This window comes from Donghicola tyrosinivorans (assembly GCF_003003355.1).
Lineage (GTDB): Bacteria > Pseudomonadota > Alphaproteobacteria > Rhodobacterales > Rhodobacteraceae > Donghicola > Donghicola tyrosinivorans.
This window is the reverse complement of sequence record NZ_PVTQ01000032.1, coordinates 1-24983: the sequence shown is the minus strand read 5'-3', so window position 1 is coordinate 24983 and position 24983 is coordinate 1. Positions and strand designations below refer to the sequence as shown.

Annotated in this window: 26 protein-coding genes; 6 read left to right on the top strand and 20 right to left on the bottom strand. The window is 59.3% G+C overall.

Features of this window, described 5'->3' with window-relative positions:
- Positions 1–120 precede the first annotated feature (120 nt).
- The gene (locus tag CLV74_RS21590) at positions 121–339 is read left to right on the top strand and encodes a hypothetical protein (protein ID WP_106268864.1); all 219 of its coding nucleotides are present in this window, start codon (positions 121–123) and stop codon (positions 337–339) included.
- A 39-nt stretch (positions 340–378) separates the two neighbouring features.
- On the opposite strand, the gene CLV74_RS21585 is transcribed toward CLV74_RS21590, so the two are convergent.
- From CLV74_RS21585 to CLV74_RS21545, 8 genes are all read right to left on the bottom strand, one after another.
- On the bottom strand, positions 379–771 hold the full coding sequence (locus tag CLV74_RS21585; RefSeq protein WP_106268861.1) for a CBS domain-containing protein: 393 nt from the start codon (positions 769–771) through the stop codon (positions 379–381).
- Between the two features lie 187 nt (positions 772–958).
- Complete coding sequence (locus tag CLV74_RS21575) at positions 959–1942, bottom strand: FAD:protein FMN transferase (protein ID WP_170108128.1); 984 nt, start codon at positions 1940–1942, stop codon at positions 959–961.
- Between the two features lie 4 nt (positions 1943–1946).
- A complete protein-coding gene (nqrF, locus tag CLV74_RS21570) occupies positions 1947–3170 on the bottom strand; it encodes an NADH:ubiquinone reductase (Na(+)-transporting) subunit F (protein ID WP_106268855.1) in 1224 nt (407 codons plus the stop codon).
- Positions 3167–3781, bottom strand: coding sequence for an NADH:ubiquinone reductase (Na(+)-transporting) subunit E (gene nqrE / locus CLV74_RS21565; RefSeq protein WP_106268852.1), 615 nt, complete (start codon positions 3779–3781; stop codon positions 3167–3169). Before nqrE ends, nqrF begins: the two co-directional genes overlap by 4 nt.
- Positions 3778–4452 (bottom strand): NADH:ubiquinone reductase (Na(+)-transporting) subunit D, encoded by a 675-nt coding sequence (locus tag CLV74_RS21560; RefSeq protein WP_106268850.1) that lies wholly within the window; start codon positions 4450–4452, stop codon positions 3778–3780. The genes nqrE and CLV74_RS21560 overlap by 4 nt, the downstream gene beginning before the upstream one ends.
- 3 nt (positions 4453–4455) lie before the next feature.
- Positions 4456–5253 carry an FMN-binding protein gene (locus CLV74_RS21555; RefSeq protein WP_106268848.1) on the bottom strand — a complete coding sequence of 266 codons (798 nt, stop codon included), beginning with the start codon at positions 5251–5253 and terminating at the stop codon, positions 4456–4458.
- Positions 5240–6016, bottom strand: coding sequence for an RnfABCDGE type electron transport complex subunit D (locus CLV74_RS21550; protein ID WP_106268846.1), 777 nt, complete (start codon positions 6014–6016; stop codon positions 5240–5242). The genes CLV74_RS21555 and CLV74_RS21550 overlap by 14 nt, the downstream gene beginning before the upstream one ends.
- Positions 6013–7272 (bottom strand): Na(+)-translocating NADH-quinone reductase subunit A, encoded by a 1260-nt coding sequence (locus CLV74_RS21545; RefSeq protein WP_106268844.1) that lies wholly within the window; start codon positions 7270–7272, stop codon positions 6013–6015. The genes CLV74_RS21550 and CLV74_RS21545 overlap by 4 nt, the downstream gene beginning before the upstream one ends.
- A 192-nt stretch (positions 7273–7464) precedes the next feature.
- Between CLV74_RS21545 and CLV74_RS21540 the strand changes: the two genes are divergently transcribed.
- Positions 7465–8667: a cytochrome c3 family protein gene (locus CLV74_RS21540; RefSeq protein ID WP_146135004.1), complete on the top strand. Its 1203-nt coding sequence runs from the start codon at positions 7465–7467 to the stop codon at positions 8665–8667.
- Between the two features lie 228 nt (positions 8668–8895).
- Here CLV74_RS21540 and CLV74_RS21535 read toward each other — a convergent pair whose 3' ends face one another.
- On the bottom strand, positions 8896–9633 hold the full coding sequence (locus CLV74_RS21535; protein WP_106268842.1) for a VOC family protein: 738 nt from the start codon (positions 9631–9633) through the stop codon (positions 8896–8898).
- A gap of 112 nt (positions 9634–9745) precedes the next feature.
- On the bottom strand, positions 9746–12193 hold the full coding sequence (locus tag CLV74_RS21530) for a GcvT family protein (protein WP_106268840.1): 2448 nt from the start codon (positions 12191–12193) through the stop codon (positions 9746–9748).
- 210 nt (positions 12194–12403) lie between these two features.
- Between CLV74_RS21530 and CLV74_RS21525 the strand changes: the two genes are divergently transcribed.
- The gene (locus CLV74_RS21525; protein ID WP_106268838.1) at positions 12404–12958 is read left to right on the top strand and encodes a helix-turn-helix domain-containing protein; all 555 of its coding nucleotides are present in this window, start codon (positions 12404–12406) and stop codon (positions 12956–12958) included.
- A gap of 72 nt (positions 12959–13030) precedes the next feature.
- Here the strand turns inward: CLV74_RS21525 and CLV74_RS21520 are convergent, their stop codons facing one another.
- The 7 genes from CLV74_RS21520 to CLV74_RS21490 all read right to left on the bottom strand — a co-directional run bounded on the left by CLV74_RS21520 (position 13031) and on the right by CLV74_RS21490 (position 19894).
- Positions 13031–14308: an amidohydrolase family protein gene (locus CLV74_RS21520; RefSeq protein ID WP_106268836.1), complete on the bottom strand. Its 1278-nt coding sequence runs from the start codon at positions 14306–14308 to the stop codon at positions 13031–13033.
- Entirely contained in the window at positions 14308–15252 is a 945-nt protein-coding gene (locus CLV74_RS21515) for an ABC transporter permease (protein WP_106268834.1), read from the bottom strand. Before CLV74_RS21515 ends, CLV74_RS21520 begins: the two co-directional genes overlap by 1 nt.
- Complete coding sequence (locus CLV74_RS21510; protein WP_106268832.1) at positions 15252–16301, bottom strand: ABC transporter permease; 1050 nt, start codon at positions 16299–16301, stop codon at positions 15252–15254. Before CLV74_RS21510 ends, CLV74_RS21515 begins: the two co-directional genes overlap by 1 nt.
- A gap of 92 nt (positions 16302–16393) precedes the next feature.
- The gene (locus CLV74_RS21505) at positions 16394–17920 is read right to left on the bottom strand and encodes an ABC transporter ATP-binding protein (protein ID WP_106268829.1); all 1527 of its coding nucleotides are present in this window, start codon (positions 17918–17920) and stop codon (positions 16394–16396) included.
- Entirely contained in the window at positions 17921–18943 is a 1023-nt protein-coding gene (locus tag CLV74_RS21500; RefSeq protein WP_425430993.1) for a BMP family ABC transporter substrate-binding protein, read from the bottom strand.
- A 283-nt stretch (positions 18944–19226) separates the two neighbouring features.
- Positions 19227–19574, bottom strand: a complete 348-nt coding sequence (locus tag CLV74_RS21495) for an antibiotic biosynthesis monooxygenase family protein (RefSeq protein WP_106268826.1) — start codon at positions 19572–19574, stop codon at positions 19227–19229.
- Entirely contained in the window at positions 19571–19894 is a 324-nt protein-coding gene (locus tag CLV74_RS21490; protein ID WP_106268824.1) for an NIPSNAP family protein, read from the bottom strand. Before CLV74_RS21490 ends, CLV74_RS21495 begins: the two co-directional genes overlap by 4 nt.
- Positions 19895–20015: 121 nt before the next feature.
- Between CLV74_RS21490 and CLV74_RS21485 the strand changes: the two genes are divergently transcribed.
- Positions 20016–20699: an ArsR/SmtB family transcription factor gene (locus tag CLV74_RS21485; RefSeq protein WP_106268822.1), complete on the top strand. Its 684-nt coding sequence runs from the start codon at positions 20016–20018 to the stop codon at positions 20697–20699.
- On the opposite strand, the gene CLV74_RS21480 is transcribed toward CLV74_RS21485, so the two are convergent.
- The gene (locus tag CLV74_RS21480; RefSeq protein WP_106268820.1) at positions 20692–21426 is read right to left on the bottom strand and encodes a helix-turn-helix transcriptional regulator; all 735 of its coding nucleotides are present in this window, start codon (positions 21424–21426) and stop codon (positions 20692–20694) included. The genes CLV74_RS21485 and CLV74_RS21480 overlap by 8 nt on opposite strands.
- 88 nt (positions 21427–21514) lie before the next feature.
- Here CLV74_RS21480 and CLV74_RS21475 point away from each other — a divergent pair, with 88 nt between their 5' ends.
- Positions 21515–21910, top strand: coding sequence for a RidA family protein (locus CLV74_RS21475; protein ID WP_106268818.1), 396 nt, complete (start codon positions 21515–21517; stop codon positions 21908–21910).
- 61 nt (positions 21911–21971) lie between these two features.
- Here the strand turns inward: CLV74_RS21475 and CLV74_RS21470 are convergent, their stop codons facing one another.
- Both CLV74_RS21470 and CLV74_RS21465 read right to left on the bottom strand, forming a co-directional pair.
- Positions 21972–22706 (bottom strand): class II aldolase and adducin N-terminal domain-containing protein, encoded by a 735-nt coding sequence (locus CLV74_RS21470; RefSeq protein WP_106268816.1) that lies wholly within the window; start codon positions 22704–22706, stop codon positions 21972–21974.
- A complete protein-coding gene (locus CLV74_RS21465; protein ID WP_106268814.1) occupies positions 22703–23842 on the bottom strand; it encodes a TauD/TfdA family dioxygenase in 1140 nt (379 codons plus the stop codon). Before CLV74_RS21465 ends, CLV74_RS21470 begins: the two co-directional genes overlap by 4 nt.
- Positions 23843–23958: 116 nt before the next feature.
- Here CLV74_RS21465 and CLV74_RS21460 point away from each other — a divergent pair, with 116 nt between their 5' ends.
- Positions 23959–24858, top strand: a complete 900-nt coding sequence (locus tag CLV74_RS21460) for a LysR substrate-binding domain-containing protein (protein WP_106268812.1) — start codon at positions 23959–23961, stop codon at positions 24856–24858.
- Positions 24859–24983: the final 125 nt, after the last annotated feature.

Below are 24983 nucleotides of genomic sequence, written 5' to 3'. Positions count from 1 at the left end.
AGGACGAGCAACAAAAAACATCAAAGCAACCGCTATGGCGGGTCAATTGTCTTGGGCAAAACTGCTTGACTGAGACGCCCCCGTTACCGAAGTCCTGACCCTAGGGCGCGCGGGCTGGGGATGGCAGGAAAACTCTGCATTCACCCCAAACAGGTCGCAGGCGTAAACAAGGGATTTTCGCCGAACTCTCGTGACATCGACAACGCCAAGCGCATCGTGGCAGCCGCAAAGGCCGCGGACGTCCGCGGCGCTTTGCAACTTGATGGCAAACTGATCGACAAACCAGTCGTGGATCGAGCACGGCGCTTGTTGGAAACCTTGGAGAGGCCTCAACCTTGATCCCCGCCATGCCCCTATGGCAACTTGAAAAGCGACCTTTCAACTTTCCAGCATGAGCATGGCCAGCACGTCTGAGCGGTGAACCACGCCCTCAACCTGAGCGCTATTCAACACCGGAAAAACCCGGTGCGGATGTTCGAGGAACATTTCTGCGACATCAATCAGGCTTGCATGGGCCTCAACGCAGATCACTTTGCGGGTCATGTGATCCGCAACCTGACCGGACCACTCACGATGGTAGCAGGCATGCAGCGCGGGCCGGAAACAGTCCTTTTGGCTGAGCAGGCCCTCTAATTGGCCTGTGTTAGACACGACCGGCGCGGCTGCGGCCTTGGCCTCGACAAGGGTGGCCACCGCACGCCGGATCGGCATGGACGGGGTAAGCAAAGGCACGTTACAGCGAATGAGCTTGGAGATTGTCAGATTGGTCATTTGTGATCCTTTTCGATCGCAACAGCCCGTCGCAACGGACAATCTGCGCATCGTGCCGTGACAACCCGTTCTGCCGCGCCGCAGCTTGTGCGGGCGGGGCCCCGCCCCAGCACCGACCCAAGTCCCAGACCGATGGCTGCGACCAAGAAAAACAAGATGCCAAGCAACACTTCCATACCAATCGCCCCTAGACCAAAAAGCCGGCCATAGCCCGCGTATGACGGGTTTCGCCATCTGCGAAGACGAACACCGCGGCAAGTTCCATCGCCTGCGCCATTTCGGGACCGAACTTGTCTCCGGCGGCAAAAAGCGCCGTCGCCCAACCGTCAGCCGTCGCGGCATCCTCTGAGATGACACTGACCGACCGCAAGCGCCCCTGCACCTGTGCGCCGCGACGTGGGTCAATGATATGGCCATAGGTCATGGCCCTTAGCATGTAGCTCTGCGCAGTGATGCCGGACGTGGCAACGGCCATACCCGAAGGCAGCCGGAGGGCTGCGGGCGAAGGGCGATCTGCCGCCGCAGACTCGATGGCAACTCGCCAATCCCGCCCCGAGGGATGGGTGCCAAAGGCCACAAGCTCTCCGCCAAGATCGAACAGGAAGTCTTCAAGGCCAAGGGCGTGCAGTTTGCGCGACCCCTCATCCAAGGCCCAACCCTTTGCGATCCCGCACAGATCAAGCGTCAACGCACCGCTGGTTTTTCCGACGCCTTTCGGCCCAGCCGTGATACCGCGCCAGTCAGGTGTATCGCCGGTCGTGATGGGGCCAAAGCCCCACCGTGCAACCAATGGGCCGACGGTCGGATCAAAGAACCCCTCGCTTTGTTTTGCAATGTGGAGCGCTTTCTGCGTGACCAATTCAAAGTCTTTGTCTTGCAGGAAGGCCCCATCGTGTGTCGCATTGAACTGGCTGATAAGACTGTCCCCGCGATAGGGTGAAAACTGCCTGTCGATCTTTGCAAATAGCGTGTTGATCTCAGTTCCCACGGCTTCAGAGCTGCGCTTAGATGAAAGACCAAAATCAGCCTCGGGCAATGCAACAAGTTGCCAACTGGTGCCGAAAGCCTGGCCCGAGATCGCCTCCATGCCCGCAGCCTGCGCGACATGGGGCAGGATGGAGGCGCCCGCAATCAGGCCAAGCGCGTGGCGGCGTGTGATACCCTTAGTCATCGTCTCAGCCTCCGAAATCGTCATAGAAAATCTGCCCGCGCGGAACGCCGAGCTTGTCCAGCGTGGTCAAAACCGCCGAAATCATGACCGGCGGACCACAGAGGTAGTATTCGCAATCTTCCGGTGCCGGATGCCCCTCCATGCTGCGCCGTAACACATCGTGGACGAACCCAGTGGTCCCAAGCCACCGATCACCCGGAGCCGGATCAGACAGAGCGGGTGTCCATGAAAAGTTGCCGTGCTGCATGGCCAGATCTTGGAACTCTTCGGAATAGAACAGGTCTGCGACCGACCGCGCACCGTAGAAAAACTGGATGGACCGGTGCGTACCGCGCCCCAGTTGCTGATGGATCATCGCCCTCAGCGGTGCCATTCCAACGCCGCCGCCGACAAAGACCATCTCCCGCTGCGTCGGTTGAACGTGGAATTCGCCATACGGGCCTGACAGGCGGATCGCGTCCCCGACTTTCAGCCCGAACATCCAAGAGGACACAAGACCCGGCGGCAGGCTGTCCTCTTTTCCAGCAGGCGGCACAGCAAGGCGAATGTTGAAGACAGCCTTGCCTGCGTCTTCGGGCCGATTGGCCAATGAATAGGCGCGGGTGACGGGTTTGGGCGAACTTGCTTTCAGACTGCGCCAACCAGCGATGTCCCACGCCTCAGAAAAGGCAGGGTCGGTTTCAAGTGTGGCAAAGTCCAAGGTATACGGCGGGGCGATCACCTGCATGAAATCTCCGGCAGAGAAATCGCCCCCGTGATCAGGTGGCAGATCGACAGTGATCTCTCGGATCAGTGGGGCCAGCATTCGGGTGGCCACGACGGTCGCGGGGATAGCCTCGCCCGCGCCAATGAAATCGTCAGGAACCGTGACGGCGCAATCCCCGCGCAGACGTGTCTGGCAGGCCAGCCTGATGTGATCGCGCCGCTCGCGCGGGGAAAGTACGCCGTGCTCGGTCGCCTGCGGCTCGCCCGCGCCCTCTCCGGTGACAGTCACACGACAGAGGCCGCATGTTCCCGAACCACCACAGGCGGCAGGGATACCGACCCCAGCATCGTGCAAGACGCCAAGCAAGCGGTCACCGCGTCGTGCCACCAAATTCAGGGTTTGGTTCACATTGACCAAGAGGTCCACATCGGGGATCAGCACGCGCCGCAGCTTCACAAGAACGATGCTCAAGCCCACCACGAGGGTTACAATCAGGGATGTGGCAAGAAATATCTCTGTCACTGTGCCGCCGCCATTTGTGCAAAGGCTGAAAAGCCCAGTGACATCAGCCCGGTCAGAACAAACGCCATTCCCAACCCGCGCAGACCTGCGGGCAGATCAGCATAGGCAAGCCGTGTGCGGATAGCCGCCAGCATAGCGACGGCTACGGCAAAGCCGGTGCCACTGCCCAACCCGAAGACCGCCGATTGCGCCAGCGAGTAATGTCGCTCGACCATAAAAAGGCTGCCCGCAAGAATTGCGCATTGAACGGTTAGCAACGGCAGGAAAACACCAAAGGCCGCGTGGATCGCGGGGGCATAACGGTCAAGCAGCATTTCCAGAACCTGCACCACAGCAGCGATCACCCCGATGAAGGCGATGAGGGCGAGGTATGACATATCAAGGTCGGGCAGTCCCGCCCAACTCCACGCACCGGGGGCCAGAAGCGCCGTGTAGATCAGGTGATTGAGCGGCACGGTCAGCCCCATGACGCCGATCATTGCAACACCCAGCCCAATGGCCGCCTCCAATTTCTTGGAGAGAGCAAGGAAAGTGCAAAGCCCCAGAAATAGTGTCAGAGGCATGTTGTCCACGAAAGCCGAAAGCAGGAAAAGCTGCCATAGATCGCTCATCTGGTCACCTCCTGCCGCGGGGGTGGGGCGTGCTCTTCGGGCTCGGACTGCTCGATCAGGATAGTGCGTACAGCCCAGACCAGCAGACCAAGAAGGAAAAAGGCCGATGGCGCCAACAGCATCAGGCTAAGGGGCGTAAACCAGCCACCTGCATCTGCCAAAGGCAGGACGGCAAACCCCAACAACTCTCCTCTTCCCAATAGTTCGCGCAAGCTGCCGATAACGATCAGAACAAGCGAATATCCCAACCCGTTCCCAAAGGCATCGATCATCGCGGGCAGTGGCGGGTTGTGCCGGGCAAATGCCTCTGTCCGTCCAAGCACAAGGCAATTGGTCGTGATCAAGCCGACATAGACAGACAACGCACGGCTGAGTTCGGCAAAAAACGCCTGCAATATCTGATCGATGACAATCACCAGAGAGGCGACGATGACGATCTGCACAATCAGTCGGATCGTTTCCGGAATATGACCCCGAATGATGCTGACCAGACCCGCTGCGAGGGTCAACACCACGGTCAGAGCCGCCGACATGGTCAGTGCGGTCGCCATTGATGTCGTCACCGCCAATGCAGAACAGATACCGAGAATTTGGAGAATGACCGGATTCTGATGCACCAGTGGCGACGTTAGCGTGTGCCAAACTCCGGTACGGGAATGCAGTTCTGTCATCGCCTAGAACTCCCCGCGGGCCATCGCTTCAAGCAGAGGGCCATAGCCGTCTGGTCCAAGCCAGAACCGCATCATGCCTGTTACACCGCGTCCAGTGCGCGTAGCGCCCGTGATCCCATCCACTTCGTACGGGCCACCGGCAGCGCCCTGCGCGACCCGAAACCGTACAGTACCTGAAGGATCGCGCATCTGGGTTCCTGCGAACCCTTCCTGCCACGCAGTTTCCTCGATCCGTCCCCCCAAGCCTGGTGTCTCGGACTGGCTGGTCACCGCCAGTCCCGCGACAGTGTTCAGATCGCTCCCTAACGCAAGGATCGCATCTATCTGTCCGCCATAGCCTTGGCCGCTGACCGGCAGCAGAACCAGTGACAACCGAGCATCTTCGTCACGCAAAAGGAAAATCTGCACGAAGTCAGGCCGCTGACCAAGCCCTGCAAGATCCTGCGCGGGGTCCAGCACCAGCCAGTTCGCCGGATCGGCCAAGGCTGCATCCAGCGTGGCCGGAGTCACCGTTTGCGCTGCGCGACCACGATTGAGATCGACAACAACGGTCGACAGCGCACCGCCCGTGGTCTCCAGTAGCGACGCCATGCCCGGAATTCCACGCACCAGCGCCGCAATCCTTGCCGCTTCCTCGGCGGCGCGGTTCGCGGCCTGAATGGGCCGCAAAAGCACCGTTGCCCCGCTTACCAACGCTCCGCAGATCGCAGAGACCAGAAACGCCATCACGACGGTTTTGAAGCGGCTCTCGTTCGGCAGAGCGAGGAGCCGCCGCCAAGGGTTCAAGCTACGTTCTTCCATGTCGTCTCCTCCGAAGAGCAACCCATGCGGCCAACGTGGCTTCGTCAAGCAATGGCACGGCAAGCGATGTAAGCAAGCTGGCAGCAACCGCCATCTGTACCGGTGCAGCGCCTGTCCACGCCTGATGGAACAGGGTTAGCAGGGCGACAAACAGCCCTCCCTGCGCCCAAGCGCCGAACCTGGTCGTCGCGGCAGTGGCCGGATCCGCGACCAGCAGAACAAAAGCAATAGCCGCCGCGATCACGACAGAACCATCCAAGGCGCCAAGTAAGCTTGCCCCGATCGCAACGAAGGATGCGCCCAAGGCCAACCCGGCCGACATCACCCCCAAACCACAGCCAAGAGCGACGGCAGGGATCGCAGCCCAAGCGACGGGAACATCGAACGCAGGCCATTCAAATGAGGGGAAGCCGAAACCAAGGAAAGCAAGGCTGACGGTGGCCGGATTAACCACATTCCGGCCCCAGCCGCCAAACACCAACTCGCCCATGACCACGCCAAAACTGACACCAAGCGCCAGACGCAAAGGGCCGATGTGTTCTGGTGCCAACATGGCAACGGCAAACGCCGTAATCACGCCCGAAAGCGATGGGGCCTGTGCGCGCGCAAGAAGAAAAAGCAGTTGCCATCCGTAGACGATCATCAAAACAAGGAAGGCAACTGACAGATGTCCGCCGTACCAGACCCACGACGCCCCCATTGGCAGGAAACAGGCCAGCAACAGCATCGCGACGGTCTCGCGTGTCCATATCCCCCCGCTCATTCCACATTTTCCTTGTGAATACGATCAAGCAGGCAACGCACCTGCGCCATGATCTGCCCCTTTTCGCCCAGCGCATAATCGGCAAGGGCCAGATCTTCCTCGAGCAAAGAAAGCAGCCCTAGCCGTTGCGCGCCTTCCTCATCACCTGCACCAAGGGCACGTACCAGAGGCGCTGCGGGCAGCGCCGCGCCCAGCGCCTGCGTCAGCGCAGCCGTGGGAATAATCGGGACCGGACGCGGCATGTGAACAAGCGCATCGACCAGCCAGTGCCGTGCGGTCGTGCGGGACTGTGCGGGGACAACGGCCACCTGACGGTCGGGTATCCCCAACCACGAAGCCCGCCGCCCATCTAGCAACCCGCCGGAAAAGGTCTCGACTGGTCCCGGTGCGACCAGCCGCCGTGTCAACTGCCGTATGTCCGCACCTAGGTGTGTCCGAAGACTTTGCCCATGAAGCAGGCCTTCGCCGGAGATCCTGATCAATCGCATCTGGGGCAGCACCCCAGTATCAAGCAGCTCGCCCAGATCCGCCACATCTTCTGCACGGACATCCCAGACCGGGCTGCCGACCCCCGCAGGGCAGTGACGGTGACACAGGATTCCCGCCGATCCCTGCGGATGCCGCACCCCATGCAAAATTACCTGACAAGGCGCCTTACCAAGGTCGTCGGGCAGGTCCGCATCTGTCGTACAGAAGAAGACCTTTCCTTCGGTCAGTTGGGACAAAGCCGCCAACCCCCGCTGCAAGGACTTTGTACGCCCCTCCAGCGCGCGCTTTGCATTCGGCGCCCCCGGACGGGTATCCGATCCCGTGACAAGGATCGCCACTGGGACCTCAGTTTCCGCTGGCATGCCCCCGAACGGACGTTGGCGTAGGCGCGGCCAAAATCCGGAAGCCATCATTAGCCGCCGCAGTCCGCTCGCGTCAGCGGCGGACGCAGTATCATGCTTTGTGACGGCGTCACCGGCACGAAACAAAACGATCTCTGAAAGCTTCTTTCCTGGTAGCAATCGCACATGCGCAACCATGCCAGAAATCGGGGCAACAAGTTGAATTCCGGGTGCGTCTTGTAACGTCGCCACTGCTTGCCCACGTGCCACTGTGTCACCTTCGGACACAAGAACCCTGACCCGCAAAGGCGGCCCCGAAGGCGCGCGGACGACAGCCTCTTCGGTCGTGATCTCTGGCACTTCCGACAGCTCCGGCGGCCCCGGAAACCGAGGGACAAGCCCAGCAGTACGCTCCCAAAATCCCATCGCTTTCCCCGCAGATGGTATAAAACACAGGCCAATTACCTTCACCGCACTCCGAAAAGCGCAATAAATACAACTCTAAGCCGAATCTGGATGTCGAGATATGACACAAATCAAGGGCACCATTAGGGTTCTGGGCGATACTGATCTTAGTCGATACGCGACGCTTATGTTCCTAGTGACCGGAGGCCGATCATGCCGCGACTTCTCGAAACTCTACGTGCAGCGCAGAAGACCTTTTCTAGAAAATTTGCCATCTGCATCGTTCTGTCTTGCGCCATCACGGGCGCCGCAAACGCGCAAAGCGAAAGCGCACAAGATCCAGCTGCAGAGCCAGAAACCATCACACCATTCGTCTTGCCAAAATCCGGCCCGTTTGAACCGTCAGGCATCAAGATCGAAAACAATGCAGCAATATCGGACTGGTTCCGCTCTGCACATGCCCGCTCTGCGGACGAGGCGTTTCGGCACTGGGACGAGGAAGGTGAGGTCGATGAACGCTGCGCCTCCTGCCACTCTGGCGAGGGCTTTCGCGACTTTCACGGGCTTGACGGGACAACGGTCGGTGCGATCGACGGAACGATCGATACGGGCGGCGTCGTGGATTGCGGAACGTGCCACAACGCCGGACTGGCCGATGTGCGCGAGATCAGCTTTCCCAGTGGACTGGTGCATCCCGTCACCGGAGTCGAGGCGGCCTGTCTGACCTGTCACCAAGGCCGCAATGCTGGGCGTGACGTCAGCGCCAAAATCGATGGCCTGCCGCTAGACACCCCTGATGCGTCGCTGCGATTTATAAATCCCCATTACGCCACCGCAGGTGCCACTTGGCTAGGCGGCTATGGCGCGGCTGGGTATCACTACGACGGGCATGAATATTCAGGTCGTTTCTTTCACGCCCGCCCCGTCGCAACATGCAACTCATGTCATGAACCCCATACGCTAGAAGTCGCAGCCGAGCCCTGCCAGACCTGCCATCTGGCTGAAAGTATCGCCGACATCCGCATCGCGCGGCAAAGTTATGACGGTAGTGGCAACCTCCGTGTCGGGATCAAGTCCGACATCGAAGCCAATGCAGCAACGCTGATGGCCATGATCGAAGCCTATACCGATCAGGTCGCGGATTCGCCTGTCATCTACGATGGCAGCCACTATCCCTATTTCTTTGCAGACCAGAACCGGGACGGCGCGATTGATACAGCAGACGGCCAATCGGTTGCTTATGCTTCATGGACGCCTCGCAGCCTACGAGCGGCCTTCAACTGGAAACTTGTCACGGCCGATCCGGGCAACTTCGCACACAACCCTGTCTATGTTCTGGAACTGCTTCACGACTCGATCATGGACCTAGGCACTGCCATCGGGATCGATGTCGAGAAAATGAACCTGCGCCGCTGAGACTTGTGTTTTCCGGCCAGTGCCACGCCTGCGCTTTTAGGTCAGATTGAGCCGCTCATCTGAAAACCTCAGCAGGCGTGCGCATTGCGCTTTCCCGATGATGCCACCAGCCCGTCACCGTGATCAAAGTTCGGAAAATCCAGCCCTAAGCGGTCCTAAATACGCAGGCAGGGTTCATTGCGGCCTACCTTCAGGCCAAAGTTATTTGGGCATCTATCGCGCATGGTCTCAGACGAACCGCATCTCTACCCCGAACGCCTCGACCACGGTTCCGGCAAGAGACTGATCCGCCGCGACTGAAAAGCTGACCGGTCGGTTTCCGACGCCCTGATTGACCTTGATCACGCCCCCCTTTGAAAGATCGAAAGACGTGTCACCATTTACCCCGCTAAACGCCCGCAAAAATCCGGTGTGCGACGCAGGGGCGGCTGCTTCCAGAGTAACCTCGGTCACATTGGTTGCACCGTTTTGATGCTGTTGCAGATCGCGGTTCCAGAAGGCTTCGGGAAAATGCTGCTGGCAAACGAAGAATGCTGCGTGCAAGCCTTGGTCGATTGCGAATGCCAGCGTGAATGCCACATGCGTTGCCGAGCCATCAGGCCGCTGGCCTTTCCTCTCAAAGAAAAAAGGCGCGAAATCCGCGATCCCCGCCTTAGCGAACGCTTTGCTGTCTGCCTCTGCATCGTCACTGTCCAGAACAACCATCGCCAGCCCTTCGCGCCGCGCAAGGTAATCGCGCACATAGGCACCAAAACTAAAATGATTGGGCGCGTGGGGCGGAATATCGGCATTTTTGCCAACGGTGATCAGTTCCAGAAACGAACTTTGGAACTGGACCAAGGCGTTCTCGGTGCCCCATGCATGGCGGTTGCGGGCACCGACGGTGAACCCAAGACCGCGATAGAAATCGGCCGCGGCATCCAGATCGTGGACAGCCAGCACAAGGTGATCAATGCGGCGGGTCATGGGCGCTCCTCCAGTTGCGTTTGCACCATACATTCAGCCCAGCGCCCTCTGATTTCCAGTATGGAATGACCGCCAAGGCAAAACACATTCAATCTGGGGCTAGAACTGCCGCCTACCCCTTCACCCGTTCGGATTTGGGGTCGTACATGGGGGCTAGGCTTGCTTCGGCCTCATAGATGCGGCCCGCCACGTCGATGGTGTAGCGCGATGCCAACATCTCGGCCCCTGTTTCATCGGGACGGCAGGGCACATAGCCAAGCCCAACCGCACCGCCAAGCGCGTGACCGTAATTGCCAGAGGTCAGATAGCTGACGATCTTACCATCCCGCAGGATCGGCTCGTTATGGAACAAAAGCGGTTCTGGATCGGTCAGGCGGAATTGCACCATCCGGCGGGTCAGACCTGCCTGACGCTTGCGCAGCACCGCGTCGCGCCCGATAAAGTCGCCCTTTGCTGTCTTCACCGCAAAACCAAGGCCGGCCTCCAGCACATGATCCTCATCCGTGATGTCATGTCCGAAGTGGCGATAAGCTTTCTCGATCCGGCAACTGTCCATCGCGTGCAGACCGCATAGCTTCAGCCCCACATCCGCACCCGCCTCCAGAATGGTTTCGAACACATGGGCCGCCTGATCGGACGAGACATAAAGCTCCCACCCAAGCTCGCCCACGTAAGTGACGCGATGCGCACGGGCCAAGCCCATACCGATTTCAATTTCCCGCGCTGTGCCAAAGGAATGCGCTTCGTTCGAGAAATCGTTGGGTGAGATTTTCTGCATCAGTTCGCGGGACTGTGGCCCCATCACCGGAAGCACAACCTCGGCAGAAGTGACATCGGTAATCGTCACCCATTCGTCGGCCACATGGCTGCGCAGCCACACCAGATCGCGCTGCAATGTCGCCCCCGGCACCACAAGGAAATAGGCAGTTTCCGACAGGCGCGTGACGGTCAGATCACATTCGATCCCGCCGCGCCCGTTCAGCATCTGGGTATAAACGATCCGCCCCGCAGGCACGTCCACGTTATTGGCACAGAGCCGTTGCAGGAAGGCCGCCGCATCGCGCCCCTCAACCCTGATCTTGCCAAAGCTGGTCATATCCAGCAGCCCCACCCCTTGGCGCATGGCCATATGCTCGGCCCGTTGGTTGTCGAACCAGTTCTGCCGCTTCCAGCTGTAGCGGTATTCGCGCTCTTGGCCGTCATTGGCGAACCAATTGGCCCGCTCCCATCCGGCGACCTCACCAAAGACCGCCCCTTGGGCCTTCAGATGTTCATGCAGAGGCGAGCGGCGCACACCCCGTGCGGTTGCCATCTGCCGGTAGGGAAAGTGATCGGCATAGAGCAGCCCCAGTGTCTCGCTCACCCGTTCTTTCAGATAGCGGCGGTTCTTCTGGAAGGGCTGCGCACGGCGGATGTCCACTTCCCATAGATCGAAGGGCGGCTCTGCATCATTCATCCATTGGGCCAGCGCCATCCCTGCCCCGCCCGAAGAGACAATCCCGATCGAGTTATAGCCCGCCGCGATCCAGTACCCGCGCAGGTTGGGGGCCTCTCCCAGATAGTAGCGATCATCGGGGGTAAAACTTTCCGGTCCGTTAAAGAACGTGTGAATGCCCGCTTCAGCCAGCATCGGCATCCGCGAGACCGCCTTTTCCAAGATCGGCTCAAAGTGGTCAAAGTCCTCGGGTAGCTGGTCAAAGCAGAAGTCTTCGCTGATACCCTCCATGCCCCAAGGCTTGGCTTTGGGTTCGAACGCACCCAGCAGGATTTTCCCAGCATCCTCTTTGTAATAGGCGCATTCGTCAGGCACGCGCAGGACAGGAAGTTGCGCCAGATCGGGGATGTTTTCAGTGACGATATAGAAATGCTCGCAGGCATGAAGCGGTAGCGTCACATCGTTCTGCGCCGCAAGATCACGGCCCCACATGCCACCACAGTTGACCACATGATCCGCAGCGATGTGACCCTTTTCACCGTTCGCTTCCCAATCCACGCCAGTGACGCGGCCCTCTTTGGTCGTGACTTTGGTAACCTTCACCTGTTCGATGATCTTGGCCCCGCGCATCCGCGCCCCTTTGGCCAATGCCAAAGCGATGTTGCCTGGGTCCGCCTGCCCGTCCAGCGGCAGATGGACACCGGCCACCACATCTTCAATGTTCAGATGAGGGTAACGGGCCGACACCTCTGAAGGGGACAGCTCATTCACATCCACGCCAAAGGCCCGTGCCAAAGCCGCCTGCCGGAAAATCTCTTCGCGCCGCTCTTCGGTCAGCGCCACAGTGATCGACCCGCATTGGCGGAACCCCGTGGCAAGGCCGGTCTCTTCCTCAAGCTTGGCATAAAGATCTGCCGAATATTTCGCCAGCCGCGTCATGTTCTGGCTGGCCCGCAACTGGCCGATCAACCCTGCCGCATGCCATGTGGTCCCCGAGGTCAGTTGCTTGCGTTCAAGCAGAACGATATCCGTCCAGCCCAGCTTGGCCAGATGATAGGCCACAGAGCAGCCTGAAATGCCCCCTCCAATGATAACGACGCGGGCCTTGGCGGGAACTTCGGTCATGTGGGCATCCAGATTTGCAAAGAGAGAATAGGTGCAGATCGCGATGACGACTCGTGTCTTCGCTCCTTTAGATAGCCATCGCCAAAATGAAAAAACAAATCATTTTTTCATTTTTGTGCCGTTTTGTCGTGAAAAATCCTTTGAAATCCTCATGGAGATTGAATTTCTCACTCAGCCCATGCATACGCGAAACAGAAGAAGGAGTGCCGTATGGGCCATCACGTTGGCGATGATATTCGTTCACTGCGCAAGACGCGGGGGATGACGCTGGCGCAATTGGCGGCTGATGTGGGACGCTCTGTCGGCTGGCTCAGCCAGATTGAGCGCGGCCAGACCACGCCATCCGTGCGCGATCTTGGCCAATTGGCCGAACGGTTAGAGGTAAATCTAAGCTTCTTCTTCCGCTCCTCGTCCCGCGCCGAAGAGGAACAGGGCTTGGTCCTGCGGGCAGCTGACCGCCCGACAATCGGCTCTACCGAAAGCGGGCTGACCGAAGACCTGTTATCGCCCACCCTCAGCGGTGCGTTCGAGATGATCCGTTCAGTCTTCGCCCCTGGCGCAACCAGCGGCGGGCTGTGCAAGCCCCGCGCGACCGAAGACGGCGGCGTTCTGATCTCTGGCGCATTGACCCTGACCATTGGCGAGACCGAACTGCACCTGAACACCGGCGACAGCTTCCAGTTCCGCGAGACACCCTATGCTTGGCGCAACGACGGTACAGAGCCCGCCGTCGTTATCTGGATCGTCGCCCCGCCGATTTATTGACGGGGCATTCTGTCTACAGGGTCAGGCGTTGCGTGCCCTCAGCCTATAAGCCGAACGACTAAGGCATCGCACCTATCTGCGGGGCGCACGCCGCCGTACTGTGTCGGGACGCCCGCCAATCGACATGGCCGCATCCCCCCGCGGGGTGCGAGCGATCACTTTGCCTTTCGAAACCACCACCAGACGCGCTGGCCGTAGCCGCAGGGCATCCACAGGACCGCTTGCGTCCAGCACCACCAATGAGGCCAAAGCCCCTTTGCGCAGCCCCAGATCATCAAGCCCCATGATCTGCGCGTTGGTCTCGGTCACCATAGTAAAACACCGCGCCATTTCGTCGGGGTGGGTCATCTGCGCAACGTGCATTCCCATGAAGGCCACATCCAGCATGTCGGCGGTGCCCAGCGAATACCACGGGTCCAGAACGCAGTCCTGTCCCCAGCCGACGGTAATCCCTGCGGCCTGCATTTCCTTGACTCGCGTCAGGCCACGGCGTTTGGGATAGGTGTCATGGCGCCCCTGAAGCACGATGTTAATCAGCGGGTTCGGAATGGCGGCGATTTCAGCCTCAGCGATCAGGGGCAGCAGCTTGGACACATAGTAGTTGTCCATCGAATGCATCGAGGTCAGATGCGATCCAGCCACCCTGCCCTTTAGCCCGAGGCGCTGGGTTTCATAGGCCAGCGTCTCGATATGGCGGCTATGGGGATCGTCGGTTTCATCGCAGTGGATATCCACGCGCAGACCCCGATCAGCGGCGATCTGGCATAGGTCGGCCAGACTATCTGCGCCCGCCTGCATGGTGCGTTCGAAATGGGGAATGCCGCCGACAATCTCGACACCCATGTCCAGCGCACGTATCAAGTTCTCGCGCCCGTTGGGGGCGCGGTAGAGGCCATCCTGCGGAAAGGCCACCAGCTGAAGGTCGATATAGTCCTTCACCTTCTCGCGCACCTCTAGCATGGCGGTGGCGGTATTCAGGTGATCGGGCGTCGTGTCCACATGGCTGCGGATCGCCAACAGCCCCATCGAGGCCGCCCAGTCGCAATAGGTCAGCGCACGCTCGACCATCTCGTCCACCGTGGCGATGTCGCGCAGTTCTCCCCACAGGGAAATCCCCTCTAGCAATGTGCCAGAGGCATTCACCCGCGGCAGCCCGTAGCTAAGCGTAGCGTCTAGATGGAAGTGGGGATCGCAAAACGGCGGCGACACCAGATCGCCCGCGGCATTGATAACCTCAGCAGCCTCTGCTTCGATCACCGGCGCAATCTCGGCAATCCGGTCGCCTTTGATTGCGATATCCCTGACCGAGCCATCCGGCAGCGTGCCGCCTTTTACCAAGAGATCGAACATCATCGGGTTCCTTTATTGAACGGCACCATCAAGGCCGCAGGCACCTGCGCACTGCGGGACATCAGGACCAGTGCCAGAATGGACAGCACATAGGGCATCATCAAGAAAATCTGGTAAGGGATGACCGTACCCAGACTGGTCTGCTGCACGCGGATTTGCAGGGCATCGAAGGCGGCAAACAGGATCGCGCCCAAAACCGCTTTGCCCGGTCGCCACGCGCCAAAGACCACCAGCGCGATGCAAATCCAGCCGCGCCCCCCGACCATATCAAAGAAGAAACTGTCAAAGGCGGACATGGTCAGAAAGGCACCGCCCACGGCCATAAAGCCGCTGCCCACGATCACCGCACCCATACGGATCGCCGTCACTGACAAGCCTTGCGCCGCAACGGCTGAGGGGTTCTCGCCAGCGGCTCTGACCGCCAGCCCCAAAGGCGTGCGGAACAGGACCAACCCTGTGATCAACGCCAAGACGAACGCCGCATAGGTCAAAGGTGTCTGCGAAAACAGCGCAGGCCCCAGCAAGGGAATGTCCGACAGAAGTGGGATTTCATAGGGCTGGAAGGCTTGGATTTTCGGCGGGGACGAGACCTCGGGCAGCACAACGCGATAGGTGTAGAAGGTGACAGAGGTCGCCAGCAGCGTGATCCCCACGCCCACCACATGCTGCGAAAGGCCAAAGGGCACGGACAGCACCGAATGCAGCGCGCCAAACGCCATGCCCACCAACAGCGCCACCGCCACGCCGCCCCAAAGGGGCAGGCCCGCCCAGACAGAAATCCATCCGGCAAAGGCACCCGCGACCATGATCCCCTCGATCCCGAGGTTCAAGACGCCCGCCCGCTCGCAGATTAGCTCGCCGATGGTGGCGAAGATCAGAGGGCTGGCGATACGGATCGCCGCCGCCCAGAATGAAGCTGACAGAAGGATGTCAAACAGGTCCATCAATCCCTCCTGACACGAAACTTGGTGAAGAGGATTGCCAGCACCATCAGAAGCAACGCCGAGGCCAGCATGATGTCCGCCAGATAGGTCGGCACACCGATGGCGCGGCTCATGCTGTCTGCACCCACAAAGATCATCGCCACGAACAATGATGCCGCGACCACGCCAATCGGGTTCAACAGCGCCAGCATGGCCACGACGATGCCCGTGTAGCCAAAGCCCGGCGACAGATCGAGGGTGAGCGAGCCCTTCAGCCCCGCCACTTCGGAAAAGCCCCCCAGTGCCGCCAGACCACCGGACAGCAGCGCAGTCTTCAGGATGACTGCGGTCACAGGAATACCCGCGAAGCGCGCAGCTTCGGGGTTCTGCCCGACGGCGCGCATCTCAAACCCCAGCGTGGTTTTCCGGTCGATGATCCAGACCGAGACCGCACAGATCAGGGCCAGCGCAAAGCCCCAATGCAGCCGCAGCCCTTCGACGATACGTGGCAGGCGGGCCTCGGGCACAAGACGGGATGACTTGGGCCAGCCCATCCCCATCGGATCTTTCAGCGGCCCCTCCAGCAGGTAAGAGACAAACAGCAGGAAGATGAAGTTGAAGAGCAACGTGGTCACGACCTCATCGACGCCGAAGCGGGTCTTCAACAAGGCAGGCACCAGCAGCACAACAGCCCCCGCCAAAGCTGCGCCAATTGCCAGCGTCGGTAGCAGGACCGGCGCGGGCCATGCCAAGGCACCGGTGCCAAGAACCACCGTGATCACCGCACCCGCATAAAGCTGCGCCTCGGCCCCGATGTTCCAAAGCTTGGCGCGGAACGCCACGGCCACCGCAAGACCCGTGAAGATGAGAGGGGTGGCACGGTTCAACGTCTCAAGCAGCGCAAACTTCGATCCCAACGCGCCCTTAAAGATCAAACCGAAGACGGCAAACGGATTGCCGCCAGCGATCTGCGCCAAGAGGGCCGCGATCAAAAACGAGGCCGCAATTGCCACAGCAGGTGGCAGCAGCCGCCTTTGCAGGCTAGGCTGAGATATAGGTTCAAGACGCATTCTTAAGGCCCTGATGTAAAATTATATTTACAGGTTCTGTAAATGGGCAATCCGCGCCAAAAGCATCCTCGGATGAATGTTGATAGAAAAAATTAAGATGCATCCTCAAACCCTTGACCTGCCATCCATTTTCCCAATTCAGAGGCAGAAATTGCCCCCCGCGCGAACGCAGGGCTAAGGCGTCCCTCGGACATGACGTGAATGGTGTCGGAAAGCTTCATAATCTCGTCCAGATCTTCAGAAATCAGCAGCACCGCCGAGCCGCCTTCCCGTGCTGCTGCCAGCCTTGAGTGGACATAGTTCACTGCCCCGATATCAAGCCCCCGCACCGGCTGGTTGGCCAGAATGATCTGCGGGTTTTCCTCCAGCACGCGGCCAAGGATCAGCTTTTGCATGTTGCCCCCCGACAGCAGCCGGATGCGGGTCTCTGGCCCCGGACAGCGGACATCATAGGTCTGGATCAGATGCTCTGTATGTTGGCGCGCTTTGGTCCAGTCCATCCAGCCCGCGCGGGCGAAATCGCTTTGATAGGTCTCAAGGATCGCGTTCTCGGTCAGGTCGAAATCAGCGATAGTTCCGGTCTTGTGGCGGTCCTCAGGGATACGTCCTATGCCATGGGCAATCGCTCTACGCGCATCCCATTTATCGGGCGCTTTGCCCGCGATCTCCATCCGGCCAGACTGCAGGGCCAGCACACCGCTGATCAGATCGGATAGCGCCCCTTGCCCATTGCCCGAAACACCCGCGATCCCCGTGATCTGCCCCGCAAACAGGGTCAAGTCTGCATCGCGCAGCGCCCCAGCCGAGGCTTTCGACAGCGTCAACAAGGCCGGTCCCGCAGGCATGGCAGGTACGTCCGGCGTGCCCACATCACCGCCCACCATGATGCTGGCCAGCTCTTGCGGATGCGTCTCTGCCACTTGCCGCTCGGCCACCAGACGGCCATGGCGCAGGACCAACACGCGGTGCGCAATCGCCATCACCTCATGCAATTTGTGCGAGATGAAGACGATCGACAGGCCCATCGCGATCGCCTCACGCAGGGTCGCGAAAAGCGCGTCGGTTTCCTGCGGGGTAAGAACGGCTGTGGGCTCATCCAAAATCAGAACCCGCGCCTCACGGTAAAGCGCCTTCAGGATTTCGACCCGCTGGCGCTCGCCCACGGTCAGGTTGCCCACCCGCGCATCAGGATCAACAGCCAGATGGAACCTTTTCGACAGATCGCGGATCTTCGCTTTGACCCGCGCAGGACGTAGGCTGAGCGCGGCCAAACCTTGGGTGCCTAGCGTGATATTCTCCCACACGGTCAGGTTATCGGCCAATGTGAAGTGCTGGTGGACCATGCCCACACCCGCATCCAGAGCGGCACGGGGCGCACCGGCGGGCAAGGGCTGGCCGAACGCCTCGACCACGCCCTCATCGGCGGAATACTGGCCGAAAAGGATGTTCATAAGGGTCGTCTTGCCCGCGCCGTTTTCGCCGAGCAGCGCGATCACTTCCCCCTCATAGAGGGAGAAGCTGATGCCTTCGTTGGCGGTCACAGATCCGAACCGCTTGGTGATCCCTTCCATGCGCAGAACAGGTGTGCCCCGTTCCGCGCCCTGTCCAACTGCCGTCATTTACGAGGATTTCGGCTCTTCGTCGTTGATCGTCACCGTATATGCTCCGGACTTGATTTCTTCGGTGCGCTTCGCGACCAAATCCAGTGCTTCTTGGGGGATTTTGCCCTCGAACGTGCCATAGGGGGCCAGCGAACAACCGCCCTCTTTCATGAAGGAATAGGTGCCGTAATCTTCGGCGGTAAAGGTGCCCGCCTGAACTTTGGCGATGGCCGCATCAAGCGTCGGCTCAAAATGCCAGATGGCCGAGGCAACCACGGTGTCCGGATAATCGGGCTGGGTGTCGATCACGTTACCAATCGCCAGAATGCCCTTTTCCTTCGCCGCGTCCGATACACCAAAACGTTCAGCATAGAGCAGATCAGCGCCGTTTTCGATCATCGCATAGGCCGTCTCTTTCGCTTTGGGCGGATCGAACCAGCTGCCAATGAACGAGACCTGGAACGCGATGTCGGGGTTCATCTCTTTCGCGCCCGCCATGAAGGCGTGCATCAGGCGGTTCACCTCGGGGATCGGGAAGCCACCGACCATGCCGATCTTGCCGCTTTCGGACATGGCCCCTGCGATGATCCCCGACAGATACGAGGCATCCTGAACGTAGTTATCAAACACCGACAGGTTCGCCAGCGCGGGGTCTTCCTTGAAGGACGAACCCATCAGGAAAGCGACATCCGGATAATCGGCGGCAACCTCACGGGCCTCTTGCTCGACCCCGAAAATCTCGCCGATGATCATGTCATAGCCCTGCTCGGCATATTCGCGCATCACACGGGGGTAGTCGGTGTTGGCGGTGTTTTCCGAGTAGGTGTATTCAATATCCCCACGCTCTTGCGCAGCGACGGCGGCGATATGGATGCGACTGACCCACTGCTGCTCAACAGGCACCGTGTAGATGCCAGCAACTTTCAGGACCTTCGCCTGCGCAAATGCCCCTGCGGGCAGCGCAACCGCCACCGCCGCGCCGGCAATCGAGGATTTCAGGAAGGATCGACGCGATTGGATGTGAAACGGGGTTTTACGCACAGTTAAGGTCTCCGACGCTGGAAGTGAAACTTTGACCAATTGGTGCATTTTCATATTTTCAGGTCAAATCTTTCACATGCTGACGGGCCTTTCGGGCTTAGTTTGCAAGCAATTCGATTAAAAATCAGGCACAATCTTGGATTGATTATCAGATTGTTCGCTCATTTTTTAGGACACAACTGACACCGCGCAGCTTCCCGGTGTCAGGATTCTTTCGGCGACAGGTTATCAGTCGTGACACGTCGCTGGCGGGACGGCGTTGATCCGTCCCGCTTTACTGCTATCAAGCATCGTGATGCTGTCGTGAATCTTTCGGGGCCTGCCCACGCTGAGACATCCCGTAATCGCGCAGCACATGGGCTACGCGCAGACGGTAATCTTGCAGCAGTCCGGAACGCCCCTGGACTTGGGCCGCACGATGGTCTTCCATCTGCCGCCACGCCTGCACGGCCTGCTCATCACGCCAGAACGACAGAGAAAGCAAGCGTTCGGGATCGGCCAGAGATTGGAACCGCTCGATCGAGAGAAATCCGTCGATCCCGTCCAACAAAGGCCGAAGGTCAGCAGCTTTGCCAAGATAGACTGCGCGCTGACCCTTGGCGGGGACCAGTTCAAAGATCACCGCGATCATGGCTGGGGCGCCGACAGAGTGACAGGCTCAAGGAACGTCCGTTCTTCTGACAGGATGAACCGCTGCGCCATCGCCATACGGAAATTGTCTGCACCCGCAGCATCTGTCCGCAAACGTGCACGGTAGGCTTCATACTCGGCCAGCGACGGGAACGAGATCATCGCCAGTGCGATATCACTGGTGCCTTCATGGGGCAGCCAATAGCCGTGCAGATCGCCGCCGCAGGCAGGAATGATCGTCAACCAGTTGCGGGCGTATTCAGCAAAGGCCTCGCGCTGGAAGGGGTCGATCCGGTAGCGAATGCAGCATGTGATGGTCATCGGGGTCTCCTATGTGTGAATGCCCCCGTGCTAGCCCATCTGGGCCTGCTAAAGTTTCGGTCTGGGCCGAAGCATTCCCGCCCATGATCATGCTATGCTCCCTTCACAAAGGAGACCCGCCATGCGCCATGGACCTGACATCGCCCCGATCGCCGCCATTATCGGAGACCCTGCCCGCGCGGCCATGCTGGTGGCCCTGATGGATGGCCGCGCCTTGACCGCAGGCGAGTTGGCCCATGAGGCGGGCGTCACCCCGCAAACCGCCTCAGGCCATCTGAACAAGATGACAGACGCCGGCTTGCTGGTCGTACGTAAACAGGGGCGCCATCGGTATGTGGCACTTGCGGGGGATGAGGTTGGACAGGTGCTGGAGGCCTTGATGGGCGTCGCCGCAGCAACTGGCCACGGCCGCACCCGGACCGGCCCGAAAGAACCCGCCTTGCGTGCTGCCCGCGTCTGCTACGACCATTTGGCCGGAGAGCAAGCCGTCGCCCTGCTGCGCGGATTGATCGACCAAGGGGCCATTCTGGATCACGGCGACACGTTGGAGCTGACCGATATGGGGACCGCCCGCTTTGCCGCGTTTGGAATTGACCTGGCCATCTTGCGCAAATCACGCCGCCCTGTGTGCCGCGCCTGTCTGGATTGGTCAGAGCGGCGGTTTCACCTAGGCGGCAGCCTTGGCGCGGCGGTTCTGACCCAGATTTACGCGAAGGGTTGGGCCAAACGCGAAGATGGCTCGCGCGTGGTGACATTCACGGATCAAGGCATGCAGGCCTTCTCAGATGCCTTCGGGATCAATTAATCCCCACGCCCACCTGCAATTCACTATAGGGGCATACGTCGTCTTCGAACGGAACATGACGGCGCCGGAAGGATTTGTCTGGGACCACTTCGGGCGCAGAAATCCGGTCCATGCGGAAATGGCGGAAATCTTCGCGCGCGGGGTCCCAGCCCACCAGATACCAAAGCGGCGGCAGGATCAGCATCGCCTGCGGTTCGACCTCGCGGGTGGTTTCACGCCCCTTTCCGTCGCGATAGGCAAACCGTAGAAAAACCCGCTGCAGAAACGCGGCCTCAAATGTGGGCAACAGGTCGCGATCCATCTGGCCCATGTTTGACAGGTCCTGAAGGGGCGAAAGCTGACCGATGTGCAGACACTCCAGAAAAGCCCTCAGATTTTTGATCTTCTCAGGCGGCAGGGATTTTTCAATCTTGGCAAGGCCCGCATCCGCCAGTTCTGAAAACGGCAGATTTCCAGCAGCCCGCATAGCCGCCACGCTGATCAACAATGCAAAGACCTCTGGCACCGAAAGCTTTGCCGTCGTTTGCATGGACCGCGGGTCCAGTTGCAGCCCGCCACCGCGACCCACGTCCGAGTGGATCACATAGCCCTCACCCCGCAGCGCGCTGAGGTCGCGTAGAATGGTTCTGCGCGACGTGCCAACCTCATCGGCCAGCGCGTTGATCGTCGTTGTTCCGTTCCGGCGCAGGCTGCGCACGATGGCGTCTTGTCTGATGCGGCTGCTCATATCCCCACACTAGCACAAAAGGTGACAAATTTTGGCACTGTTTTGTTTTACACCGGTTTCAGCAACGCAAAACAGGAGAATTTGCCTCATGGAACGGACCGCAGTGAACCCTTGGAACTGGTCGATCAAACTGGGCTACAATCAGGGCGAAGTCATCCAGGGCGCCTCGCGCCAAGTGATCTGCGCAGGTCAAACCAGCGTGGATGAGAACGGCGCACCGCAACACGCAGGCGATATGCGGGGGCAGATCGCGCTTGCTCTGGATAACCTTGAAGCCGTTCTGGAAGGCGCAGGCATGACACTGGCCAATGTGGTGAAACTTGGCGTCTACGCCACTGACGTTGATGAGGCCCTGAAGAACTTTGACCTGATGGGCATGCGCTTTGGCCCCCATCAAGTGACCCCGCCCATGACACTATTGGGCGTGAGCCGTCTGGCCCTGCCCGATCTGATGTTCGAGATTGAAGCAACTGCGATGGCATAAGGCCACCGCTGCCCCCTTGCGTTTTGGCGAAGGGGGCAGCCGTTTTACGCTAGTGTCCCCATCAAAGCGGCGGCAACTGCGATTTGAGGTAAGCGAAATGCCGATCCGCCATGCCGGCATATGGCCCCCAGCCGTCCGCCGTATTCTGCGCAACCGCATCGGATAACACCGCCAAGGGCTGCCCCGTCCCATACGCAAGGATCAGGGTCTGTGCTGCCTTTTCGAAGAAATACAGATCCTCGAACGCAGCGGCGACGGTATCCCCCACCACAGTCACCCCGTGATTGCCCATGACCAGAACGGATTTGTCGCCGAGCGACTCCGCCAGCCGCTCGCCCTCTTCCGTCGCATCAGCGATGCCGCCGAAGTCCAGATCATAGGCCGTGCGCCCGTAAAACCGCGCGGTGTTGTTATCAATCGGAACTACGGTCGGGTCTTTCAGACAGGCCAGCGCTGTGGCGTAGGGCGAATGGCAATGCAGGATCACCCGCGCCGACGGCTTACGCCGATGTAGCGTCCCATGTACGCACCAAGCCGAGGCATCGGGCGCATCAGGGCGAACAAGCGCCCCCGTGTCATTGCTATCCATCAGCAGCAGATCATCGGGCCTAATCGCCCCGAAATGCTGCCATTTCGGGTTCAGCAGAAACTGCGCGCCATCTTCAGACACCGCCGCACTGAAATGGTTACCAACGGACTCGCTCCACCCCAACTGGTGGCAAATCCGAAAAGCCGCCGCCAAATCTTCGCGCAGGGCGCCCTCTGTCATCTGGCTGGATGAAACAAAAGAGTTCATGCCTTGAACCGCCCTTCTGCCACCAATGCCCGATAAGTCGAGCGCATCTCGGCGCGGTCCACATAAGTGCCCCGCAGATAGCGATCCCCGCTTTCGGCCACGTAAGCGGCGCGACCATGAACGATCCGGTGGTTGTCAAACACCATGCATTCGCCCGCCTTCATCAGGAAGGTCATCATATACTTCTTGTCCTGCAACATTTTCCCGAAACGGCAGAACGCAGGATAGTAGTCATCCAGCAGCGCCTGATCCAGATCGAGGAAATCCAGCATGTGCTGGCTGATCGTCAGCCCGCTGACCTCTCCGTGCTGGTCCAGCTCAATCACCGTCTGGCGCGAGCGCATGTCATAGTCGTCATGCTCGCAATAAAACGGGATCGAGATTTCGGACAGCAGTTTGAACCCCTCAGGGTCAAGCTTTTTAAAATCATTGGCCACCGCCACCCCGTCAGAATAAAGGCTATAGCCCCCCTGAACCGTGTTCGCGCGGCAATGCAGGAACTGGACACCGGGCGCATGTTCTTCGGCGGGGGTGTCTGTGTGCAGCTCTAGCGCGGCGGCGGTATAGGCAGTGTTCGTCGGATTGATATGGGTGCGCACATCGAAATAGTGGCCAAAGAACGTCGGCCGGATATGCCCCAGAAGGGTCGCAGTCTGGGTCAACCCTTCGTCGCTATCGGGCATGTCAGTGACGATAGCGAACCCTTCAACCAGCAATGCCTCAATCCATTGCGCACGGATGGCAGGATCGCGCACCAGATCCGGCTGGCTAAAACGGGGAACGTCCGGATAGTGATCCCCGAACCAAGGCATTCGCGCCTTGTCGGCAGGATCCAAACGAGGCCCCACCGATTTATACTGCTCTAGCCAGCCCAGAGGAAAGCGCGTGACGTGATCCTCACCCACCCACGTGATTTCCAGCGCATCACCAACAATCTCTGCCGCAGTTGCCAAGGGTGCCGCGTCCAGATGAAAGATATCAAAGCTCCGCTCGCGCGTCGCGGAACTGAACGAAGTTGGACAATTGTCGCGCAGCCAGTAGTAATTAAAGTAATGAGGAAGGCCGTCAGACAAAACAATCTCAAGGCCCTTTGCCTTGAGGGTGGGCGATGAAGCAGGCAGCGTCATAACATTCATGATATTTATCCGTGTCTTGTGAGAGTTTCGGCCTTTAGCTACGCCAAGCCTCTCATGACTTCCCAAGCGAAAATAGACGGATTAGACTAATCATAACTTAAGCTAAGGCTAAACTTATGGATCGCCTTCCCCCACTGCGCCTTCTCACAACCTTCGAAGCCTTTGCACGATCAGGCTCTATGCGATTGGCCGCAACACGCCTGAACGTGACCCAGCCTGCGATCAGCCAAGCACTAAAGGCGCTTGAGGCCCATGTGGGGGCAATCTTGATTGACCGGAACCGAAAGCCCGCGCAATTGACTGAAGCGGGACAAATTTTGGCACGCGCCGTACGCGATGGACTGGGTCAAATTTCGGCAGCGATCGAGGACGTCCGGTTTCTCAGCGGGCAAGAGACTGCGCAGGTCACAGTATCCTGTACCATCGGGATGGCGACCTATTGGTTGATGCCGCGCCTACCGGAATTCTACGCCATGCACCCTGACATCACCGTGAATGTGCAGGCGCCGTCATCCGATCTGCCCCATCTGGCACCGGGGATTGATGTTGCCGTCCGCTACGGCACCGGCGATTGGCGCGAAGGCGTGACAGAAAAACTGTTCGATGAACGCGTCTGCCCGGTTGGCGCCCCTGCCCTGATCAAACAGCTTTTGTCTCAGGGGGTTGGGCTGGAGCAAGCGCCACTGATCCACGTCCGCAGCCCTAACAACCAGCACTGGGCCGGATGGGAAAGCTACCTAGAGAAAGCAGGCATCGAGCGCACGCGCCTCTCTGGCCAGACCTTCAACAACTATGTCCAAGCAGCACAAGCCGCGCTGGATGGTCGGGGATTGATGCTAGGTTGGCGGTCTATCTCTCAAGGGGCCGTGCGGGATGGCGCTTTAGAGGAGTGGCCTGCGGGTCAGATCGATTTGCGGACGGCCTATTACATCACAACATCAATGGCCCCTTCAGCGGCCACTTTGGCGTTCACCCGTTGGATCAACTGCAGCAGCGCAACGGTGAACCACGAGTAGTAGTATAGGGAATTATACCCTGCTTATTCTTATATTTTCGGAATTATTTTTGGTTGCGGGAGTAGGATTTGAACCTACGACCTTCAGGTTATGAGCCTGACGAGCTACCGGGCTGCTCCATCCCG

What these genes read in the sequence shown, in the direction of transcription:
- CLV74_RS21590 (WP_106268864.1), top strand. Translation starts at nt 121, where the DNA reads ATGGCAGGAAAACTCTGCATTCACCCCAAACAGGTCGCAGGCGTAAAC.
- CLV74_RS21585 (WP_106268861.1), bottom strand. Translation starts at nt 771, where the DNA reads ATGACCAATCTGACAATCTCCAAGCTCATTCGCTGTAACGTGCCTTTG.
- CLV74_RS21575 (WP_170108128.1), bottom strand. Translation starts at nt 1,942, where the DNA reads ATGACTAAGGGTATCACACGCCGCCACGCGCTTGGCCTGATTGCGGGC.
- nqrE (WP_106268852.1), bottom strand. Translation starts at nt 3,781, where the DNA reads ATGAGCGATCTATGGCAGCTTTTCCTGCTTTCGGCTTTCGTGGACAAC.
- CLV74_RS21560 (WP_106268850.1), bottom strand. Translation starts at nt 4,452, where the DNA reads ATGACAGAACTGCATTCCCGTACCGGAGTTTGGCACACGCTAACGTCG.
- CLV74_RS21555 (WP_106268848.1), bottom strand. Translation starts at nt 5,253, where the DNA reads ATGGAAGAACGTAGCTTGAACCCTTGGCGGCGGCTCCTCGCTCTGCCG.
- CLV74_RS21550 (WP_106268846.1), bottom strand. Translation starts at nt 6,016, where the DNA reads ATGAGCGGGGGGATATGGACACGCGAGACCGTCGCGATGCTGTTGCTG.
- CLV74_RS21545 (WP_106268844.1), bottom strand. Translation starts at nt 7,272, where the DNA reads ATGGGATTTTGGGAGCGTACTGCTGGGCTTGTCCCTCGGTTTCCGGGG.
- CLV74_RS21540 (WP_146135004.1), top strand. Translation starts at nt 7,465, where the DNA reads ATGCCGCGACTTCTCGAAACTCTACGTGCAGCGCAGAAGACCTTTTCT.
- CLV74_RS21535 (WP_106268842.1), bottom strand. Translation starts at nt 9,633, where the DNA reads ATGACCCGCCGCATTGATCACCTTGTGCTGGCTGTCCACGATCTGGAT.
- CLV74_RS21530 (WP_106268840.1), bottom strand. Translation starts at nt 12,193, where the DNA reads ATGACCGAAGTTCCCGCCAAGGCCCGCGTCGTTATCATTGGAGGGGGC.
- CLV74_RS21525 (WP_106268838.1), top strand. Translation starts at nt 12,404, where the DNA reads ATGGGCCATCACGTTGGCGATGATATTCGTTCACTGCGCAAGACGCGG.
- CLV74_RS21520 (WP_106268836.1), bottom strand. Translation starts at nt 14,308, where the DNA reads ATGTTCGATCTCTTGGTAAAAGGCGGCACGCTGCCGGATGGCTCGGTC.
- CLV74_RS21515 (WP_106268834.1), bottom strand. Translation starts at nt 15,252, where the DNA reads ATGGACCTGTTTGACATCCTTCTGTCAGCTTCATTCTGGGCGGCGGCG.
- CLV74_RS21510 (WP_106268832.1), bottom strand. Translation starts at nt 16,301, where the DNA reads ATGCGTCTTGAACCTATATCTCAGCCTAGCCTGCAAAGGCGGCTGCTG.
- CLV74_RS21505 (WP_106268829.1), bottom strand. Translation starts at nt 17,920, where the DNA reads ATGACGGCAGTTGGACAGGGCGCGGAACGGGGCACACCTGTTCTGCGC.
- CLV74_RS21495 (WP_106268826.1), bottom strand. Translation starts at nt 19,574, where the DNA reads ATGATCGCGGTGATCTTTGAACTGGTCCCCGCCAAGGGTCAGCGCGCA.
- CLV74_RS21490 (WP_106268824.1), bottom strand. Translation starts at nt 19,894, where the DNA reads ATGACCATCACATGCTGCATTCGCTACCGGATCGACCCCTTCCAGCGC.
- CLV74_RS21485 (WP_106268822.1), top strand. Translation starts at nt 20,016, where the DNA reads ATGCGCCATGGACCTGACATCGCCCCGATCGCCGCCATTATCGGAGAC.
- CLV74_RS21480 (WP_106268820.1), bottom strand. Translation starts at nt 21,426, where the DNA reads ATGAGCAGCCGCATCAGACAAGACGCCATCGTGCGCAGCCTGCGCCGG.
- CLV74_RS21475 (WP_106268818.1), top strand. Translation starts at nt 21,515, where the DNA reads ATGGAACGGACCGCAGTGAACCCTTGGAACTGGTCGATCAAACTGGGC.
- CLV74_RS21470 (WP_106268816.1), bottom strand. Translation starts at nt 22,706, where the DNA reads ATGAACTCTTTTGTTTCATCCAGCCAGATGACAGAGGGCGCCCTGCGC.
- CLV74_RS21465 (WP_106268814.1), bottom strand. Translation starts at nt 23,842, where the DNA reads ATGAATGTTATGACGCTGCCTGCTTCATCGCCCACCCTCAAGGCAAAG.
- CLV74_RS21460 (WP_106268812.1), top strand. Translation starts at nt 23,959, where the DNA reads ATGGATCGCCTTCCCCCACTGCGCCTTCTCACAACCTTCGAAGCCTTT.